The sequence below is a fragment of the Microbispora sp. H10949 genome (assembly GCF_014161435.1).
Lineage (GTDB): Bacteria > Actinomycetota > Actinomycetes > Streptosporangiales > Streptosporangiaceae > Microbispora > Microbispora triticiradicis.
Genome location: NZ_JABBWZ010000008.1, coordinates 349,986 through 370,242 on the forward strand (window position 1 = coordinate 349,986; position 20,257 = coordinate 370,242).

9 protein-coding genes are annotated in these 20,257 nt (G+C 73.0%); 8 read left to right on the forward strand and 1 reads right to left on the reverse strand.

Features of this window, described 5'->3' with window-relative positions; translation table 11 throughout:
- The first annotated feature begins 4 nt into the window (after nucleotides 1-4).
- The 8 genes from HHX40_RS37845 to HHX40_RS22665 all read left to right on the forward strand — a co-directional run bounded on the left by HHX40_RS37845 (nucleotide 5) and on the right by HHX40_RS22665 (nucleotide 18,451).
- Nucleotides 5-11,542, forward strand: coding sequence for a type I polyketide synthase (locus HHX40_RS37845; protein ID WP_182882213.1), 11,538 nt, complete (start codon nucleotides 5-7; stop codon nucleotides 11,540-11,542).
- Between the two features lie 88 nt (nucleotides 11,543-11,630).
- Nucleotides 11,631-12,566 carry a proline iminopeptidase-family hydrolase gene (locus tag HHX40_RS22635; RefSeq protein WP_182882214.1) on the forward strand — a complete coding sequence of 312 codons (936 nt, stop codon included), beginning with the start codon at nucleotides 11,631-11,633 and terminating at the stop codon, nucleotides 12,564-12,566.
- Between the two features lie 99 nt (nucleotides 12,567-12,665).
- Nucleotides 12,666-14,030 carry a KamA family radical SAM protein gene (locus tag HHX40_RS22640; protein WP_182882215.1) on the forward strand — a complete coding sequence of 455 codons (1,365 nt, stop codon included), beginning with the start codon at nucleotides 12,666-12,668 and terminating at the stop codon, nucleotides 14,028-14,030.
- A complete protein-coding gene (locus tag HHX40_RS22645; protein ID WP_182882216.1) occupies nucleotides 14,017-15,318 on the forward strand; it encodes a pyridoxal phosphate-dependent aminotransferase in 1,302 nt (433 codons plus the stop codon). The genes HHX40_RS22640 and HHX40_RS22645 overlap by 14 nt, the downstream gene beginning before the upstream one ends.
- A gap of 37 nt (nucleotides 15,319-15,355) precedes the next feature.
- Complete coding sequence (locus HHX40_RS22650) at nucleotides 15,356-15,655, forward strand: hypothetical protein (protein WP_111699609.1); 300 nt, start codon at nucleotides 15,356-15,358, stop codon at nucleotides 15,653-15,655.
- 2 nt (nucleotides 15,656-15,657) lie between these two features.
- A complete protein-coding gene (locus HHX40_RS22655; RefSeq protein WP_220499458.1) occupies nucleotides 15,658-16,677 on the forward strand; it encodes an ACP S-malonyltransferase in 1,020 nt (339 codons plus the stop codon).
- An 11-nt stretch (nucleotides 16,678-16,688) separates the two neighbouring features.
- Nucleotides 16,689-16,940, forward strand: coding sequence for a phosphopantetheine-binding protein (locus HHX40_RS22660; RefSeq protein ID WP_220499459.1), 252 nt, complete (start codon nucleotides 16,689-16,691; stop codon nucleotides 16,938-16,940).
- Nucleotides 16,937-18,451, forward strand: a complete 1,515-nt coding sequence (locus tag HHX40_RS22665) for an amino acid adenylation domain-containing protein (protein WP_182882217.1) — start codon at nucleotides 16,937-16,939, stop codon at nucleotides 18,449-18,451. The genes HHX40_RS22660 and HHX40_RS22665 overlap by 4 nt, the downstream gene beginning before the upstream one ends.
- A gap of 245 nt (nucleotides 18,452-18,696) precedes the next feature.
- Here the strand turns inward: HHX40_RS22665 and HHX40_RS22670 are convergent, their stop codons facing one another.
- Nucleotides 18,697-20,217 carry an AMP-binding protein gene (locus tag HHX40_RS22670; protein WP_208759279.1) on the reverse strand — a complete coding sequence of 507 codons (1,521 nt, stop codon included), beginning with the start codon at nucleotides 20,215-20,217 and terminating at the stop codon, nucleotides 18,697-18,699.
- Nucleotides 20,218-20,257 lie beyond the last annotated feature (40 nt).

A 20,257-nucleotide genomic window follows, 5' to 3' on the forward strand; every position in this document is an offset into this window, starting at 1 on the left:
GGCGATGAGTGACTCCGACGTCAAGCTGGTCGAGGCGCTACGGGCCTCGCTGAAGGAGACGGAACGGCTCCGCGGCGAGCACCGCAAAATCATCGCCGCCCAGCATGAGCCGATCGCAATCATCGGAATGGCGTGCCGGTATCCGGGTGGGGTGTCCTCGCCGGAGGATTTGTGGCGGCTGGTGTCCGATGGTGTGGACGCGATTTCGGATTGGCCGGCTGATCGTGGCTGGGATGTTGAGGGGTTGTTCGATCCGAGTGGGGAGCGGCCGAACACGAGTTATGTGAAGTCGGGTGGGTTCCTGCACGAGGCGGCGGAGTTCGACGCCGGGTTCTTCGGGATCTCCCCGAACGAGGCTCTGGTGATGGATCCGCAGCAGCGGTTGCTGCTGGAGACGTCCTGGGAGGCGATGGAGCGGGCGGGGATCGACCCGGGCTCGCTGCGGGGCTCGTCCACGGGCGTGTTCGCCGGGATGATGTACCACGACTACGCCGCCAACGCGAACACCGGGTCGATCGCTTCGGGCCGGGTGTCGTACGTGTTCGGGTTCGAGGGCCCGTCGGTCACTGTTGACACCGCGTGCTCCTCCTCGCTGGTGGCGTTGCATCTGGCCGGGCAGGCGCTGCGGTCGGGCGAGTGCTCGCTGGCGCTGGTGGGTGGTGTGGCGGTGATGGCCACGCCGGAGGCGATCATCGAGTTCTCCCGCCAGCGGGGGCTGTCGCCGGACGGCCGGTGCCGGTCGTTCGCGGCCGGCGCGAACGGCACGGCGTGGGCCGAGGGCTGCGGTGTGCTGCTGGTGGAGCGGCTGTCGGACGCGCGGCGGCTCGGGCACCGGGTGCTGGCCGTGGTGCGGGGTACGGCGGTGAACCAGGACGGCGCGTCGAACGGTCTGACGGCGCCGAACGGTCCGTCGCAGGAGCGGGTGATCCGCCAGGCCCTGGCGAACGCCAGGTTGTCGGTGCAGGACGTCGATGCGGTGGAGGGCCACGGCACCGGCACCACTCTCGGTGACCCGATCGAGGCGCAGGCGGTGCTGGCGACCTATGGTCAGGACCGCCCGGAGAACCGGCCCCTGTGGCTCGGATCCTTCAAGTCGAACATCGGCCACGCGCAGGCGGCCGCCGGTGTCGGCGGCATCATCAAGATGGTGCAGGCGATCCGGCACGGGGTGCTGCCCAAGACCCTGCACGTCGACGAGCCCTCCCCGCACATCGAGTGGTCGGCCGGTCAGGTCCAGCTGCTGACCGAGGCGATGCCGTGGCCGGAGGTGGACCGCCCCCGCCGCGCGGGTGTGTCCTCGTTCGGCATCAGCGGCACCAACGCCCACGTCATCATCGAGCAGGCCCCCGCCGACCTCACCCCCACCGAGGCCCCCGCTCCCGCCGGCGTGGTCCCGGGTGAGGGGGAGGACCAGACCGGAACCCCGGTGGCGTGGGTGCTGTCGGGCAAGACGCCGGACGCGCTGGCCGGTCAGGCGGCCCGGGTGCTGTCCTTCGTGCAGGAGCACCCCGGCCTGAGCGTGGCCGACATCGGCTACTCGCTGGCGACGACGCGGACCTCCTTCGAGCGGCGGGCGGTGGTGACCGGTGGCGACCGCGCCACCCTGCTGGCGAGGCTCGCCGCGGTGGCCGAGACCCGCACCTCGCCCGGGGTGGTGCAGGGCATCGCCCGCTCCGGTGGCAAGGTCGGCATGCTGTTCACCGGTCAGGGCGCCCAGCGGCTCGGCATGGGCCGCGAACTGCACGCGACGTTCCCGGTGTTCGCGCAGGCCTTCGACGCCGTGGTGGACGAGCTGGACGCGCATCTGGACCGGCCGCTGCGTGAGGTGATCTGGGGCGAGGACCCCGGTCTCGCCGACCAGACGGCGTACGCGCAGGCCGGGCTCTTCGCTGTCGAGGTGGCGCTGTTCCGCCTCCTGGAGTCGTGGGGGGTGCGGCCGGACTACCTGGCCGGTCACTCCATCGGGGAGCTGGCCGCCGCGCACGTCGCCGGGATGCTGTCGCTCGCCGACGCGTCCCGCCTGGTCGCGGCGCGGGGCCGGCTGATGCAGGCCCTTCCGGCCGGCGGGGCGATGGTCGCCATCCAGGCCACCGAGGACGAGGTGACCCCGCTCCTGGGAGACGGGGTGGACATCGCCGCCGTCAACGGCCCGAGCGCGCTGGTCATCTCCGGGCAGGAAGGCCCTGTGCTGGCCCTGGCCGCCCAGTTCGCCGGCCGGGGACGCAAGACCCGCCAGCTGCGGGTCTCCCACGCCTTCCACTCCCACATGATGGACCCGATGCTGGCCGACTTCGCCGAGGTGGCCGGCACGGTGTCGTTCGACGCGCCGCGGATCCCGATCGTGTCCACCGTCACGGGCGCCCTCGCCGCCGAGGAGCTGGGCACCGCGCGGTACTGGGTGGACCAGGTGCGGGGTGCGGTGCGGTTCGCCGACGCGGTGACCACTCTGGCCGGCCAGGGGGTGACCCGGTTCGTGGAGCTGGGCCCGGACGCGGTGCTCACCGCGATGGCCCAGCAGACCCTCGACGAGGCCGACACCACCGTCTTCACCGCCACCATGCGGAACGAGCGACCCGAGCCCGGCACGGTCGTCGCCGCGCTCGGACAGCTGCACACCGCCGGCGTCCCGGTCGACTGGCAGGCCTTCTACGCCGAGACCGGCGCCAACCGCGTCGACCTGCCCACCTACGCCTTCCAGCGCGAGCGCTACTGGCTCGACACCTACGACTACCTGTCGGAGTCCTGGGCGGCCGACTACGTCGGCAACCTGTCCTCCGCCGGGCTGGAGGCCGTCGAGCACCCTCTGCTGGGCGCCGTCATCCCCCTGCCCGACTCCGGGGGCCTGGTCCTCACCGGCAGGCTGTCGGTCCACACCCACCCCTGGCTGGCCGACCACCAGGTGTACGGGAACGTCCTGCTGCCGGGCACCGGCTTCGTGGAGATGGCCGTCCACGCCGGAGACAAGGCCGGGTGCCCGATCCTGGAGGAGCTCACTCTCCAGGCGCCGCTGGTGCTGCCGGAGGGCGCGTACCGTGACGGCCTGGCGGTGCAGGTCGTCGTCGGGGCCGCGGACGACGCCGGTCGCCGGCCGCTGCTGGTGCGGTCCCGCCCCGACCACGACGCGGAGAACTGGACCGTACACGCCCAGGGCGTGCTGGCCGAGGGACCGGACGTCCGCGGGGAGTCGCTCGAACAGTGGCCGCCGCCGGGCGCGACGCCGATCGACGTGCAGGGCGCGTACGAGGAGCTTCTCGCCGCGGGCTACGGCTACGGTCCGACCTTCCAGGGCCTGCGGGCGGCCTGGCGGCGCGGCGAGGACCTGTTCGCCGAAGTCGCCCTGCCCGACCAGGCGCATCAGGACGCCGCCCTCTTCGGGCTCCACCCCGCGCTGCTCGACGCGTCGATGCACGCGATCCTGGTGGACGGCGACGGGCGGGGCGAGGGTGAGACGGTCCTCCCGTTCGTCTGGGGCGGTGTGTCGCTGCACGCCACCGGCGCGCCCGCGGCGCGGGTACGCCTGGCGCCGTCCGCCACCCGGGGCCTGGCGCTGAACGTCGCCGACGCGACCGGCAGGCCAGTGCTCACGGTCGCGTCGCTGGTGTCCCGGCCGGTGTCGGTCGACCAGCTCAGCGCGACGCGGGACGTCGCCGACGAGGCGTTGTTCGGCATCGAGTGGAGCCCTCTGGCGGCGGCGTCGGACGACACGAACTGGGTGGTTCTGGGCTCCGGCCCGTTCCCCGAAGGCGTACCGGTCGTCGAGAGCCTCCGGGCGCTGGCGGACGCGGCCGTCGTGCCCGGCACCGTCGTCTGGCAGGCGCCGGACGCGCCCGCCGCGGACGTCCCGTCCGGCGTCCGGTCCGTGACCGCCGCCGTGCTGGAGATCGTGCAGGAGTGGCTGGCCGAGGACCGGTTCGCCGATTCGAGGCTGGTCGTGGTCACCCGGGGCGCGGTCGCGACCGGAGAGGCCGACGACGTGGCGCTGACCCAGGCGCCCGTGTGGGGCCTGGTGCGGGCCGCGATCGCGGAGAACCCCGGCCGCTTCGCCCTGCTGGACGTCGACGACCACCCCGGCTCGCCTGACGCGGTCGCCGCGGTGGTGGCGTCGGCCGAGCCGGAGGCCGCGATCCGGGCCGGTGAGGTCCTCGTCCCCAGGTTCGTGCGGCCCACGCCGCCGGCCGAGGCGGCCGCGCCGGCGCTGGACCCCGACGGGACCGCGCTCATCACCGGCGGCACCGGCGGGCTCGGCGGCCTGCTCGCCCGCCACCTGGTCACCGCGTACGGCGTCCGCTCGCTGGTGCTCACCAGCCGGCGAGGCCCGGACGCGCCGGGCGCGGCGGAACTGCGTGACGAGCTCGTCGCGCTCGGCGCCGAAGTGACCATCGCCGCGTGCGACGCCGCCGACCGCGACGCGCTGGCCGGGGTGTTGGCGGCCATCCCGGCGGAACGGCCGCTGACCGCCGTCGTGCACGCCGCCGGCGTCGCCGACAACGGCCTCGTCGGCGCGCTCACCCCGGAGCGGCTGGCCGCCGTGCTCGCACCGAAGGCCGACGCCGCGTGGCACCTGCACGAGCTGACCAAGGACCTGGACCTGGCCGCGTTCGTGCTGCTCTCCTCCGCGGGCGGCATGGTCCTGGCCGCCGGTCAGGGCAACTACGCCGCCGCGAACGTCTTCCTCGACGCGCTGGCCACCCACCGGCACGCCAACGGCCTGCCTGCGACGTCCATGGCGTACGGCCTGTGGGGCGTGGACGCGGGTCTCGGCGCGCTGCTGAGCGACGCCGACCTCACCCGCATGCGGCGCATGGGTTATCCCGCGCTCACCGCGGAGGACGGTCTGGCCCTCTTCGACGCGGCCCTCGCCGCGCCCGGCGCCGTACGCGTGCCGCTGCGCATCGACCCGGTGGCCCTGCGCGCCAAGCCGGAGCAGCTTCCGCACCTGCTGCGCGGTCTCGTACGGGTGCCGATCCGGCAGGCGGCCCGTTCGGGCGGCGGCGAGGCGCTGCGGCAGCGGCTGGCCGGGCTGGGCGAGGCCGAGCGTTCGGCCGCGCTGCTCGACCTGGTGAGGTCCACCGTCGCGGCGGTGCTCGGCCACGCGTCGGCCGACGCGATCGAGCCGGACCGCGCGTTCCAGGAGCTCGGCTTCGACTCGCTGTCCGCGGTCGAACTGCGCAACGTGCTGGGCGAGGCCACCGGGCTGCGACTGCCCGCGACCCTCGTCTTCGACTACCCCAGCGCGCTCGCGGTGGCCGAGCACATCGGCGAGACGCTCAGCGGCACGCGGGACGAGACCGGCGTCGCCGTTCAGGCGCCGCTCGACGACGAGCCGATCGCGATCATCGGCATGGCCTGCCGGTACCCGGGCGGGGTGACCTCGCCCGAGGACCTGTGGCGGCTGGTCACCGACGGCGTGGACGCGGTGGGCGAGTTCCCCGCCGACCGCGGCTGGGACGTCGAGGGCATCTACGACCCGGAGCCGGGCGTCCCCGGCAAGACGTATGCCCGCAACGGCGGGTTCCTGTACGACGCGGCGGAGTTCGACCCGGGCTTCTTCGGCATCAGCCCGAACGAAGCGGTGATGATGGATCCGCAGCAGCGGCTGCTGCTGGAGACCTCCTGGGAGGCGTTCGAGCGGGCCGGTATCGACCCGGGAGCGCTGCGGGGCAGCAAGACCGGGGTCTTCGCCGGTGTGATGTACCACGACTACGGGCAGGGCGTCGGCGTCGCCAGCAGCAGCGGCGGCAGCCTCGTCTCCGGCCGGGTAGCCTACACCCTCGGGCTGGAGGGACCGGCCCTCACCGTCGACACCGCCTGCTCGTCGTCGCTGGTGGCGCTGCACCTGGCCGGGCAGGCGCTCAAGTCGGGCGAGTGCTCCCTGGCGCTGGCCGGCGGGGTCACCGTGATGTCCGAACCGGCCATGTTCATCGAGTTCTCCCGCCAGCGGGGGCTGTCGCCGGACGGACGGTGCCGGTCGTTCGCGGCGGGCGCCAACGGCGCCGCCTGGGCGGAAGGCGCCGGCCTGCTGCTCATGGAGCGGCTGTCGGACGCGCGGCGGCTCGGCCACCGGGTCCTCGCCGTGATCCGGGGCTCGGCGGTGAACCAGGACGGCGCGTCCAATGGGTTCACGGCGCCGAACGGCCCCTCCCAGCAGCGGGTGATCCGCCAGGCCCTGGCCAACGCACGTCTGTCGGTGCGGGACGTGGACGTGGTCGAAGGGCACGGCACCGGCACGACGCTCGGTGACCCGATCGAGGCGCAGGCGGTTTTGGCGACCTATGGTCAGGATCGGCCTGAGGAGCGGCCGCTGTGGCTGGGGTCGCTGAAGTCGAACATCGGTCATGCCCAGGCGGCGGCCGGTGTCGGCGGGGTCATCAAGATGGTGGAGGCGATCCGGCACGCGGAGTTGCCCAAGACGCTGCACGTGGACGAGCCGTCCCCGCACGTGGAGTGGTCGGCGGGCCAGGTGCGGCTGCTGACCGAGGCGATGCCGTGGCCGGAGGTGGACCGTCCCCGCCGGGCGGCGGTGTCCTCGTTCGGGATCAGTGGCACCAACGCCCACGTCATCATCGAGCAGGCCCCCGCCGACCTGGCAGGAGCGGAAGAGTTCTCCCTCGTCCCGTCCGCCGGCGCCGCCCTGCTGCCGGCCGAGGCCGGCAGCGCCTCCCCGGCGATCGCCGAGGAGGCCGGTGCGCCGGCCTCGGGCGTCTCTGCCGAGATCGGGCAGCCCACTGGCGCTGCCGCCGACGCGCAGCCGGGCGAGGGCGAGGTCCAGGCCGGTGCCCTGGTGGCTCCGGTGGCGTGGGTGGTGTCGGGCAAGTCGGCGGACGCGCTGGCCGGTCAGGCGGCGCGGGTGCTGTCCTTCGTGCAGGACCGTCCCTCCCTCGGTGTCGCGGATGTCGGGTTGTCGCTGGCGACGACGCGGGCGTCGTTCGAGCGGCGGGCGGTCATCACTGGCGGGGATCGGGCCGGGCTGCTGGCGGGGCTGGCCGCACTGGCGGAGGGCCGCACCGCACCCGGGGTGGTGCAGGGCGTCGCCCGCTCCACCGGGAAGGTCGGTGTGCTGTTCACCGGTCAGGGCGCCCAGCGGCTCGGCATGGGCCGCGAACTCCACGCGGCCTTCCCCGCCTTCGCCCAAGCCTTCGACGCTGTCGCGGACGAGCTGGACGCGCACCTGGACCGGCCGTTGCGTGAGGTGATCTGGGGCGAGGACCCCGGTCTCGCCGACCAGACGGCGTATGCGCAGGCGGGGTTGTTCGCGATCGAGGTGGCGCTGTTCCGCCTGGTCTCCTCGTGGGGGGTGCGGCCGGACTACCTGGCCGGGCACTCGGTCGGTGAGCTGGCCGCCGCGCACGTCGCCGGGATGCTGTCACTCGCCGACGCGTCCCGCCTGGTCGCGGCGCGGGGCCGGCTGATGCAGGCCCTCCCGGCCGGCGGGGCGATGGTCGCCATCCAGGCCACCGAGGACGAGGTGACCCCCCTGCTCACCGACGGGGTGGACATCGCCGCGGTCAACGGCCCCCGCGCCGTGGTGGTCTCCGGGCAGGAAGCACCCGTTCTGGCCCTGGCGGCTCGGTTGGCGGAGCAGGGGCGCAAGACGCGCCGGTTGCGGGTCTCCCACGCCTTCCACTCCCACCTGATGGAGCCGATGCTCGCCGACTTCCACACCGTGGCGGAGTCCCTGACCTACGCCCCGGCGTCGATCCCGATCGTGTCCACCGTCACCGGCGACCTCGCCGACGACGGGTTCGGCACCGCGCGGTACTGGGTGGACCAGGTGCGCGGCGCGGTGCGGTTCGCCGACGCCGTGACCACCCTGGCCGGCCAGGGGGTGACCCGGTTCGTGGAGCTGGGCCCGGACGCGGTGCTGACCGCGATGGCCCAGCAGACCCTCGACGAGGCCGACACCACCGTCTTCACCGCCACCATGCGGAACGAGCGACCCGAACCGGGCACGGTCGTCGCCGCGCTCGGTCAGCTGCACACCGCCGGCGTCCCGGTCGACTGGCAGGCCTTCTACGCCGAGACCGGCGCCAACCGGGTCGACCTGCCCACCTACGCCTTCCAGCGTCAGCACTACTGGGTGCCGCCGAACCGCGACGGCGTGAACGCGGAGTCGGCGGGGCTCGCGACGGTCGAGCACCCGCTGCTCGGCGCTGCGATCCCCGCCCCCGACTCGGACGCGGTGGTCTTCACCGGCCGGCTGTCGGTTCGCACGCACCCCTGGCTGGCCGATCACCAGGTGTTCGGCAGTGTGCTGTTGCCGGGGACCGGTCTGGTGGAGCTGGCGCTGCACGCGGCCGAGCACACCGGGTGCACGCAGGTGGAGGAGCTGACGCTGGCCGCGCCGCTGGTGCTGCCTGGCGGGGCCGCCGGGTCCGGTGAGGGCGCGGTGCAGGTGCAGGTCGTGGTCGGCGCCGCCGACGAGGACGGCCGCCGTACGGTGGCGATCTACTCGCGAGGCGCGCAGGCCCCGGCCGACCTGCCCTGGACACTGCACGCCGAAGGCACCCTGTCCACCAACCCGGCAGATGCGAACCCGGCCGGTGCGGACCTGAGCCAGTGGCCTCCGGCGGAGGCCAGCATGGTGGACCTCACCGACGCCTACCAGATCCTGCACGAACGCGGCTACGGCTACGGCCCGGCCTTCCAGGGACTACGCGCGGCCTGGCGACGCGGCGAGGAACTGTTCGCCGAAGTCGCCCTCCCCGACCAGGAACATCAGGACGCCGCACTCTTCGGACTCCACCCCGCACTGCTCGACGCCGCCATGCACGGGCTGAGCTTCGCCGTCCCCGACGAGGCGGACGACGCGGAACGCACGCTGCTGCCGTTCGCCTGGCACGGGGTCGCCCTGCACGCGGTGGGCGCGCGGGCCCTGCGGGTGCGGCTGACCTGGCTCAGCGAGAACACGCTGGCGCTGGACATCGCCGATCCGGCCGGTACGCCGGTCGCCTCGGTCGAGCGCCTGGCGCTGCGGGCGATCTCGCCCGAGCAGCTGGCCGCGAGCCGCCCGGGCGGACTGGAGACGCTGCTGCGCCCGGAATGGAGCGAGCTGCCCGGCACGCAGGCCGAACCGGCCACCCACGCCTGGGTGGCGCTCGGTGGCGACGGTCTCGGCCTGGGCATCCCTGTCGTGGACGACGTCGCCGCGCTGGCCGGCCTGCCGGAGGCGCCGGAGGTGGCGATCTTCCGCTGCCCCGCCCAGGACACCGGCGACGTCCTGGCCGACGTCCGCGGCGCGGCGAACGCCGTGCTGGCCGTGGTGCGGGACTGGCTCGCCGACGAGCGGCTCGTCGACTCCCGGCTGGTCGTGGTGACCTCCGACGCCGCCCCCGCCTCACCTGCCGCGCTGACCGTCGACCCGCGACCGGCACCGGTCTGGGGCGTGCTGCGGGCCGCGCAGGCGGAGAACCCGGGCCGGTTCACCATCCTCGACCTGGACGGCAGTGAGACTCCCGCCGTCGTGGCACAGGCGGTCGCGTCGCGGGAGCCCGAGGTGATCGTGCGGAACGGCGTGGCCGGCGTGCCCCGGCTGGTGCCCGTCCCGCCGCCGGCCGAAGCGCCGGAGTCGCCGTGGCGTCCGGACCGCACCGTGCTCGTCACGGGAGGCACGGGCGGGCTCGGCAGCCTCGTCGCGCGGCATCTCGTGGTGCGGCACGGCGTACGGCACCTGCTGCTGACCAGCCGCAGCGGCCTGGCCGCCGCGGGCGCCCCCGAGCTGGTGGCCGAGCTGTCCGGGCACGGCGCGACGGTCACCGTCGCGGCCTGCGACGTCTCCGACCGCGAGCAGCTGGCCGGGCTGCTCGCGGCCGTGCCCGCCGAGCACCCGCTCGGCGGCGTGGTGCACGTGGCCGGGATCGGCGACAACGGCCTGGTCGCCACGATGACGCCGGAGCGGCTGGACGGCGTGCTGCGGCCCAAGGCCGACGCCGCCTGGCACCTGCACGAGCTGACCCGCGATCTCGACCTGACGGCGTTCGCGCTGTTCTCCTCGGCCGGTGGCCAGGTGCTCGCCGCCGGTCAGGCCAGCTACGCGGCGGCCAACGTGTTCCTGGACGCCCTTGCGGTCCACCGGCACGCGAGCGGCCTGCCGGCCACCGCGATGGCGTTCGGCCTCTGGGACGTGGACACCGGGCTGAGCCAGTGGCTCAGCGACACCGACCTGCACCGGCTGCGCCGCCAGGGCCTGCCGCCGCTGACCGCCGAGGAGGGCCTGGCGCTGTTCGACGCGGCGCTGGCGTCGCCGTACCCGGCGCTCACGCCGCTGAGCCTCGACCGCGCCGCGCTCCGCTCCCGTCCCGGCGAGCCGCCGGCGCTGCTGCGCGGCCTCGCCGGTACGGGGCGGCGCCGGGCGAGCGTCGGCCAGGCCGACCCGGGCGCGTTCCGCGACCGGCTGGCCGGTCTCGGCGAGCCGGAGCGGAAGGCCGCGCTGGAGGAACTGGTGCGGGGCGTCGCCGCCGTGCTGCTCGGCCACGCCGGGGCGGCCGACGTCGACCTCGACAAGGACTTCCTGGAGTCCGGGTTCGACTCGCTGTCGGCCATGGAACTGCGCAACGGCCTCAACGCGGCCACCGGCCTGCGGCTGCCGCCGATGGTGGTGTTCGACAGCAAGACGCCGCGGGAGCTGGCGGCGTACCTGCACGACGAGATGGCGGTCACGCCGGCCGGCGCCCACGCGGCGGGGGCGGCCGCCACGCCGACGGCGGGGGAGCGGGCGCCCGACACGCTGAGCGCCCTGTTCCGCGCGGCGATCACCGACAACCAGGTGGCGGGGGCGTTCGACCTGCTGCGCGCGGTGTCCAACCTGCGGCCGAAGTTCACCACCCCGGCGGACCTCGGCGGGCCGATCCCGGCGGTGCAACTCGCCGACGGCCCGGCGCGGCCGCGGCTGATCTGCCTGTCGACGCCGATGGTCACCGGCGGCGTGCACCAGCACGCCCGGCTCGTACGGCACCTCACCCCGCGGCACGTCTCGGCCATCCCGACGCCGGGATTCGCGGCCGGCGACAGCCTGCCCGCGACGCCGGAGGCGGGCGTGCTCGCGCTGGCCGAGGCGGTCATCGCGGCGGCGGAGGGCGAGCCGTTCGTGCTGCTCGGCTACTCCTCCGGCGGCACCCTCGCCCACGCGGCCGCCGCGTGCCTGGAGCAGCGGTACGGGATCTCGCCCAGCGGCCTGGTCCTTCTCGACACCTTCAAGCTGCACGAGGGCGCCGGGCAGGCGATCCCGATGCAGCAGCTCGCGGCCGGCCTGTTCGACGTCGAGGAGATGTTCGGCGGCTTCGACAGCGCCCGGCTCTCCGGCATGGGCTGCTGGTTCGACATGCTGCCCGACCTCGACATCGGCACGGTGTCCGCGCCGGTGCTGTTCGCGCAGTGCACCGAGTCGTTCCTCGGCACCGAGCCCGCGGACGGGTGGCAGGCCACGTCGTGGGACGCGGCGCACACCGTGCGGCAGGTGCGGGCGAACCACTTCACCATGATCGACGAGCGCGCGCACGTCACGGCGCGGGTCGTCGACGAATGGCTGCAGTCCATTTCCAGCTGATCCGAGTCCTGATCGATTTCGCGTTCCAGCCGATTTCCGGATTTCGGGTTCCGGCTGATCCAAGCTCTGGCTGATTCGAGGAATAACCATGGCTCTCGCGCCGAACGCGAAGGGCACCGTGCCCTTCGGTGAATACCGGACGTGGTACCGGGTGACCGGCGATCTGCGGGCGGGCGTGCCGCCGCTGGTGGTCGCGCACGGCGGCCCCGGCAGCACCCACGACTACCTGCGCAACATCGCGGAACTCGCCGGGCACGGCCGGCCGGTCGTCCACTACGACCAGCTGGGAAACGGCGGCTCGACCCGCCTGCCCGGCCGGGGCGCCGATTTCTGGACCCCCCAGTTGTTCCTGGACGAACTGGAGAATCTGCTGGGCGCGCTCGGCATCGCCGGCGACTACACGCTGCTCGGCCATTCCTGGGGCGGCGTGCTGGCCGCGCGGCACGCGGCGACGCGGCCCGCCGGTTTGCGCGGCCTGATCATCGCGAACTCCCCGGCGTCGTACCCCCTGTGGCTGGGCGAACTGGCCGTGCTGCGCCGCGCGCTCCCCCTGGAGGTCGCGGAGACGCTCACCCGGCACGAGGAGGCCGGCACCACCGACAGCGCGGAGTACGTGCGGGCCGTCAAGGTCTTCAACGACCGGCACGTCTGCCGTCTCGACCCGCTGCCCAGGGACTTCATCGCCTCCCTGATGGAGATCCACAACGACCCCGCCGTCTACTACACGATGAACGGGCCGAGTGAGTTCCACGTCAACGGCACGCTGCGCGACTACTCCGTGGTCGACTGCTGCCCCGACATCGCCGTGCCCACGCTGCTCATCTCCGGCAGGCACGACGAGGTGACTCCGGCCGCCGTCCAGCCGTTCGCCGATCTCATTCCCGACGTCCGCTGGCAGATTTTCGAGGATTCCAGCCACCTGCCGCATCTGGAGGAGCCGGAGCGTTTCCTGCGGGTCGTCCGGGAGTTCCTGGAGAACATCCCGGACCGCGGTGCGACGCCCGTGCGGGTGGGCGAATTCTAAGGGCCTGCACGAGTATTTAGGGGTATACCGGGTGACCGAATTCAATTTATCGTCAATTGCTCGCAACAAGCAGACTCAGAAGATCGGAGGAACTTCGGCATGACGCTGCTTGCTGGCAGTTCCTTGGAGGTCGGGCGATTCCGCGCCTACGGCCCTCGTCATATTGATGAGATCGGTGACCGGTACGGGCTGTCCGAGGACGCCCGCGAGGCGATCCGGCTGATCTCGCTCGTGCTGCCGTTCCGGGTCAACGACTACGTCCTGTCCCAGTTGATCGACTGGTCCCGCGTCCCCGACGACCCGATCTACCGGCTGGTGTTCCCGCAGCACGGGATGCTGTCGGACGAGCAGGAGCGGATGCTGTCCGTGCTGAGCGCCACCGGCGACCGGAGCCGCCTCCAGGAGGCCGTCCGGACCATCCGCGCGGACCTCAACCCGCATCCGTCCGGGCAGAAAGAGCTGAACGTGCCCACCCTGGGCGACGAGCCGATCCCCGGCCTTCAGCACAAGTACCGCGAGACGGTCCTGTACTTCCCGAGCCAGGGCCAGACCTGTCACGCGTACTGCACCTACTGCTTCCGCTGGGCGCAGTTCGTCGGCGACGCCGATCTCCGCTTCGCCGCGCCGAACCCCGACCAGCTGATCGCCTACCTCGGCCGGCACCCCGACGTCTCGGACGTGCTGATCACCGGCGGCGACCCGATGATCATGACGACGGAGCGGCTGCGCGGCCACATCGAACCGCTGCTGGCCGTGGACACCGTGCGGACGATCCGGATCGGCAGCAAGTCGCCCGCCTACTGGCCGTACCGGTACACCACCGATCCCGACGCCGACGACCTGCTGCGGCTGTTCGAGCGGGTGGTGGCCTCCGGCCGGACGCTCGCGCTGATGGCGCACTACAGCCACCCCCGCGAGCTGGAGACCGACGAGGCGCGCGCCGCGCTGGCCAGGGTCCGCGGCACCGGCGCCGTGGTGTACTGCCAGGCCCCGCTCATCAAGTACGTCAACGACGACGTGGACACCTGGGCCCGGCTGTGGCGGCTGCAGTTCGCCGCCGGGGCGGTGCCGTACTACCAGTTCGTCGAGCGGGACACCGGGCCGCACGCCTACTTCCGGGTGCCGCTCGCCCGCTCGGTGGAGATCTTCCACGGGGCGTTCCGCACCCTGCCCGGCCTCGCGCGGACGGTGCGCGGACCGGTCATGTCCGCGACCCCCGGCAAGGTGATCGTGGACGGGGTCGAGGAGACCCCGCAGGGCCGTTACTTCCGGCTGCGGTTCATGCAGGCCCGCCAGCCGTCGCTGGTCGGCCGGCCGTTCCGGGCGCACTACTCGCCGACGGCCGCCTGGCTCACCGAGCTCGAACTCGACCCGGACACCCCCGACGACATCATGACCGCCATCGACGGCGGGGCGGCCCGGATCGGGCGGTGGACGAGGGAGGCGGCCCATGTCCAGTCGTAACGTCTCCCCGAACCTCGCGCTCGACCAGCTCGTCGCCCGGCGCAGAGCCGAGGGCGCCGCCATCGTGCACCTGGGCTTCGGCGAGTCCCGGCTGCCGGTCTTCCGGCCGCTGGTCTCCCGCCTGCTGGAGGGCGCGTCGCGCAACGCGTACGGACCGGTGGCCGGCTCCGCCGACGCCCGCGCGGCGGTGGCCGGCTACTTCACCCGCCGCCGCATGCCGACCGACGCCGACCAGACGGTGCTCGCGCCGGGCAGCAAACCACTGCTGATGGCGCTGCAACTGGTGCTCCCCGGGGACGTCCTGCTGGCCAGGCCGTCCTGGGTCACCTACGCGCCGCAGGCGCGGCTGGCCGGCAAGCAGGTGTTCGGGGTGCCGATCCCGGACGAGTGCGGCGGTGTGCCGGAGCCGGAGGCGCTGCGCGAGACCATCCGGTCCGCGCGCGCGTCGGGGCACAACCCCCGCATCCTGATCCTCACCACGCCGGACAACCCGACCGGCACGGTCGCCTCGCCGGCCCTCGTCCGGGAGTTGTGCGAGATCGCGGAGAGCGAGGACCTGCTGATCCTCTCCGACGAGATCTACCGCGACATCGTGCACGACCCCTGGCGCCCGGTGCTGAGCCCGGCGGAGGTCGTGCCGGACCGGACGATCGTGCTGACCGGCCTGAGCAAGAGCATCGCGCTCGGCGGCTGGCGGATCGGCGCCGCCCGGTTCCCGTCCGGCCCGTGGGGCGAGCGGATCCGCGACGAGGTGCTCGCGGTCGCCAGTGAGATCTGGTCGACCCTGGCCGGCCCGATGCAGGCCGTGGCGGAGTACGTGTTCGCGGAACCGCCCGAGGTGGTGCGCCGCATCGCCGCGGACACCCGCCTGCACGGCATCGTGGCGAACGCCGTCCACGAGATCATGGTCGGCGCGGGCGCGCTGTGCCGCCCGCCGACCGGCGGTTTCTACGTCTACCCCGACTTCGAACCGCTGCGCGAGAGGCTCGACTGGCACGGCGTCACCGACTCGGCGTCCCTGCAGCGGGTGCTGCTCGACGACTTCGGGGTGGCGGTGCTCGGCGGCCACCACCTCGGCGACGACCCCGGCGCGCTGCGCTTCCGCGCGGCGACCAGCATGCTCTACGGCCAGACCGCCGAACAGCGCGAGGCCGCGCTCTACTCCGAACGGCCCCTTTCCCTGCCGCATATCCGCGACGAACTCGACCTGCTCGAGGAGAAATTGTCGGTGTTCGTCTCGTCTGGGGTTACTAAGGGTGCCGCCGTGTTCCCCGCCGGTGTACGTTGAAATTCGAATCAGCCGCTAATCGATTGTGAGGAATGCCATGCCTGTCGACGGCAAGTGGGCGGTCGAAATGCAGAGCCCCATGGGCAAGCAGACCCTTTTCTTCGACCTGAAGTCGAACGGGGAGGAACTGGTCGGCGCGCTTACCGGAACCGACGAGCCCAACCCCGAGCTGCTGGAGGGCAAGGTCACCGGCAACGCCGTCACCTGGAAGCTCAAGGTGACCAAGCCCATGCCGATCAAGCTGAAGTTCACCGCCACGATCAACGACAGCGTCCTGCACGGTCAGGTCAAGCCGGGCATGTTCCCCGGTTTCCCGATCACGGGCCGCCGCCTCTGAGCATGGACAGCGCCATCGTTTTTCCCGGCATGGGGCCGTGCGACTTCGCGACCGTGGCCAGGTTCATGCTGGTCAACCCGGTCGCGAGGCGGCTGGTGGCGGTCGCCGGCGACGTGCTGGGATATGACCTCTTCGAGCGCTACCGCGAGACGAGCGGCGACTACTCCGAATACGCGCAGGTCGCCTTCTTCGTCAACTGCGTGGCGCTCGCGACGTGGGCGCGGGAGGAGTTCGGCGTCGAGCCGGGCCTGTGCGCCGGAGCGAGTTTCGGCGGCAAGGCCGCCGCCGTCCACTCCGGCGCGCTCGGCTTCGCCGACGGAGTGCGGCTCACCGCCGAACTGGTGCGGTACGAGACCGAGTACTTCGCGGCCGAGCACCCCGACGTGGTGACGCAGTCGTTCGTCCGGGTGCCCGGGGAGCGGCTGGCCGAACTGCTCGCCGAGATGGACGAACGCGGCGAGTGGTACGAGATCTCCTGCCAGGTCGACGACGACTTCCACATGCTGTCCGTGCACCGTGACGTGCTCGACGGCCTGCGGAGCCGGCTGCGGGCGCATGGCGGGCTTCCGCTGTACGTCATGGACCCGCCCCTGCACTGCCGCGCCTTCGGCGGCCTGCGGGACAGGGTGGAGGCCGAACTGTTCCCCACGCTCACGTTCACGGACCCGGCGATCCCGGTCGTCGCGGACCAGGACGGCTCGCTGCGGGACACCGCGGCCGGCGTCCGGGACATCCTGCTGGACGGGATCGTCCGCCCGGTTCGCTGGCCTGCCGTCGTCGGGACACTGCGGGAGCGGGGCGTCGGGAAGCTGTACGTCTCCGGGCCCGACCAGCTCTGGGGCCGGGTGGGCGTCACCACCCGCAACTTCGAGGTCGTCGCGCTCGACCCGCGCTGGGCCACGCGCCCGCGCCGGCGGGACCGCGCCGCCCAGGAGCACCGCACGGCCCAGCTGCACCGCGCCGCCCAGGAGCGCGGCGCCGCGCAAGAGAACCTCGCCCGAGCCGGGGCGAGCCTTTCCTAGAAGACCACCCCGTGGAGAGAGTCATCATGTGGGACGAGCGATTCGAGACCATACTCCGCAAACACCTGCCGTTCCTGCCGGACGGGGCCCAGCTCACGGAGGGCAGCGACCTGCGTGACCTCGGCCTCGACTCGCTGAGCATGGTCGACCTGCTCGCGTCGCTGGAGAGCACCTACCAGGTCCGCTTCCGCGACGACATGCTCAGCCTCGGCAACTTCGCCACTCCGGGCGCGCTCTGGGCGACGCTCAGCAGCGTGACATGACCGGCGTGACCGACGACCACGCGCTGTACGCCCGGTTCCTGCGCGGGCTCGCGCTGGCACCCGATCGTCCGGCAGTCAGGGACGGCGATCGGGTGCTCACCTACGCGGAGCTCCACGAGCACGCGCTCCGCCTGGCGGGCGCGCTGCTCGACGTCGTGGGCGCGCGGCCGAAGGCGGTCGGCGTGCTGGCCGGCAAGTCCGTGGAGAGCTACGCCGGCATCCTCGCCGGTCTCTACTCCGGTGCCGCGGTCGCGCCGCTGCACCCGGACTTCCCGGTCGAGCGGACCCGGCGCATGCTGACCGCCGCGGACGTCTCCGTGGTGCTCGGCGACGCCCACGGGCGGCGGATGCTCGACGAGATCGCCGCGTCGGGCACGGACATCCCGGTGATCGCCCTCGACCGGCCGGCCGCCGGGACGGCGCTCGACGCCCCCCTTCCGGTGGCGCCGACCGACATCGCGTACCTGCTGTTCACCTCCGGATCGACGGGCCGGCCGAAGGGTGTGCCGATCACGCACGCCAGCACCGCCCACTACTTCCGGCTGATGGACGAGCGCTACGACTTCGGCCCGGACGACGTGTTCTCGCAGACGTTCGACCTGAACTTCGACTGCGCGATGTTCGACATGTTCTGCGCGTGGGGCGCGGGCGCGAGCGTGCACCCGGTGCCGGCCACCGCCTACCTCGACCTGCCGGCCTTCCTGGCGGAACGGCGGATGACCGTCTGGTTCTCCACGCCGAGCGGCATCGTCCTGGTCCGCAAGCGAGGCGGCCTCACGCCCGGCTCGATGCCGACGCTCCGCTGGAGCCTGTTCGCGGGCGAGGCGCTGCGCGGGGACGACGCCGCGGACTGGCAGGCCGCCGCCCCCGGGTCGACCCTGGAGAACATCTACGGTCCCACCGAGCTGACCATCACCGTCACCGGGCACCGCTGGTCGCCGGAGACCTCGCCGGGGCTGTGCGTCAACGGCCTGGCGCCGATCGGCACGGTGCACGAGGGCCACGACTGGCTGCTGCGCACCGCGGACGGCGAGCACAGCGACACCGAGGGCGAGCTGTGCATCACCGGCCCGCAGCTGACCTCCGGATATCTCGACCCGGACGACAACGAGGGCCGGTTCCTGCACCACGACGGCCGCGGCTGGTACCGCACCGGAGACCGCGTGCGGGTCCTGCCGAACGGCGAACTGGTCTATCTGGGACGGCTGGACTCGCAGGTGCAGGTCCAGGGCTGGCGGGTGGAGCTCGCCGAGATCGAGCACGCCCTGCGCTCCTGCCCCGGCGTCCAGGACGCCGTCGCGGTGACCCGTACGGTCGAGGGCACCACCGAGCTGGTGACCTTCTACACCGGCGTGCCCACCCAGCAGGCCGAACTGGCCGGCCGGCTGCGCCGGGTGCTGCCGTCCGGCCTGCTGCCGCGGGAGTACCGGCACGTCGAGGACTTCCCGCTGAACTCCAACCGGAAGGTCGACCGGGCCCGGCTCGCCCGGGAGGCCGCCGCGATCGACTGAAGCACCGACTGAAGCACCGATTCGTCCGAAGCACCCTCCCGAGGGCACGGCCCTCCCCGGTGGTCCCACCCCACCCCCAGCCACCGGGGAGGGCCGTGGCATGCCCGCACCCGTGCTCGTACCTCCGCGCCACCGGGCCGGCCGTGAAGGTTCCGTAGGGCGAACCCGTACCGACGAAAAAGGCGACCGGCCCTCGCGTCAGGCGCCTGACGCGAGGACCGGTCGCGGCTCGTGGCCCGGGCGGCTCACCCGTGCTGGGCGGCCAGCGCCAGGCGGTCCACCTTCCCGTTGGGCGTGAGGGGCAGCTCGCGCAGCTGCACGATGCGCTGCGGAGCCATGTAGTCGGGCAGCGTGGCCAGGCAGAACGCCTCCAGGTCGCGATGTTCCAGCGCGGGCGCGCCGGGCTCCAGCACGACGAAGGCGGCGAGCACCGGGTCGCCCTCCGGCCGCGGCAGCATCGTCGCCGCGGCCCCGGCGATCCCGGGGAACTCGAGGATCCGCCGCTCCACCTCGCCGAGCTCGACCCGGTTGCCCCGGATCTTCACCTGCGAGTCGGCCCGGCCGCAGAAGTACAGCTCGCCGGACTCGCCGAGATAGGCGAGGTCGCCCGTACGGAACACCGGCTGGCCGGAGCGCGGGTTGAGGGGGTCGGGCACGAGCGCCCTCGCGGTCGCCTCGGGGTCGTCCCAGTAGCCGCTGAACAGGGCGGCGCTGCGCAGGTAGAGCTCGCCGACGACGCCGGGCGTGTTGATCGGGTTGCCCGACTCGCCGATCAGCATCAGGTCGGCGCCCTGGTGCGCGCGGCCGATGGAGAGGCGCTTCTGGTCGGGCGGGAGGGGGTTGGGCACGTCGGTCAGGGAGGCGGCGATCGACTCCGTGCTGCCGAAGCAGTTCACGATCCGTACGCCGGGCAGCAGCTCCTGGATCCGCCGTAGCTCGGGAAGCGGGAAGTTCTCCCCGGAGTAGAGGATGCCGGTGATCCGGTTGAGCTCCGCCAGGGCGCCGGCCTCGTGCCGCAGCACCGGCCGCCAGATCGACGGCACCCCGTTGACCTGGGTGACCTGCGCGTCGCGCAGGAACCCGACGAACCGCCTGGGCCAGCGGAGCAGGTCGCGCGGCACCGGCACGACGGCGGCGCCGCTGCCGAGGGCGAGCGCGATGTCGAGCAGCGAGAAGTCGAACTGGAACGGCGACGTGGACGCCACCCGCCCGCCGGGGCCGACGATCTCGTGGGCCAGCATGCCGCGGAAGAAGGCGAGCGCCGCACGGTGGCTCATCACCACCCCCTTCGGCCGGCCGGTGCTGCCCGACGTGAAGATCATGTACGCCGGGTCCGACGGGATCGGCGTGCGCCACTCGGCCCGGCGGCCCCTGGGGGCGGTGTCGATCCACACCCCGTCGGGGCCGAACACCCCGGTCCCGACCTCCGGCGGCACCTCGACCTCCGGCCGGCCGGCGGCGCGCAGGTAGAGCGCGGGCTCGGCCGACTGGACGATGGACAGCCGCCGGGCCTGCGGGGTCTCGCTGCTCACCGGGATGTAGGTGACGCCCCGCGCCGAACAGGCCAGGAACATCGCGATTCCGGCCGCGGTGGTGTCCGACTCCAGCACGACCCGGTCGCCGACGTCGAGGCCGGCCGCGTCGAGTCCGGCGGCGTACTCCTCCACCCGGCGCAGCAGGCCCTCGTACGTGATGACGTCGAATTCGCCGTCGCCGCGCGACTGTATGACGGCTGGACTGTCCGGCGTCCATTCCGCCCATTGCAATAAGAATTCGTGCAGCAGATCGTTACCCAGACGGATCCGG

Bases quoted from the DNA above. Each gene is read 5' to 3' on its own strand.
- HHX40_RS22640 (WP_182882215.1), top strand. From the start codon at position 12,666: ATGACGCTGCTTGCTGGCAGTTCCTTGGAGGTCGGGCGATTCCGCGCC.
- HHX40_RS22635 (WP_182882214.1), top strand. From the start codon at position 11,631: ATGGCTCTCGCGCCGAACGCGAAGGGCACCGTGCCCTTCGGTGAATAC.
- HHX40_RS22655 (WP_220499458.1), top strand. From the start codon at position 15,658: ATGGACAGCGCCATCGTTTTTCCCGGCATGGGGCCGTGCGACTTCGCG.
- HHX40_RS22650 (WP_111699609.1), top strand. From the start codon at position 15,356: ATGCCTGTCGACGGCAAGTGGGCGGTCGAAATGCAGAGCCCCATGGGC.
- HHX40_RS22665 (WP_182882217.1), top strand. From the start codon at position 16,937: ATGACCGGCGTGACCGACGACCACGCGCTGTACGCCCGGTTCCTGCGC.
- HHX40_RS37845 (WP_182882213.1), top strand. From the start codon at position 5: ATGAGTGACTCCGACGTCAAGCTGGTCGAGGCGCTACGGGCCTCGCTG.
- HHX40_RS22645 (WP_182882216.1), top strand. From the start codon at position 14,017: ATGTCCAGTCGTAACGTCTCCCCGAACCTCGCGCTCGACCAGCTCGTC.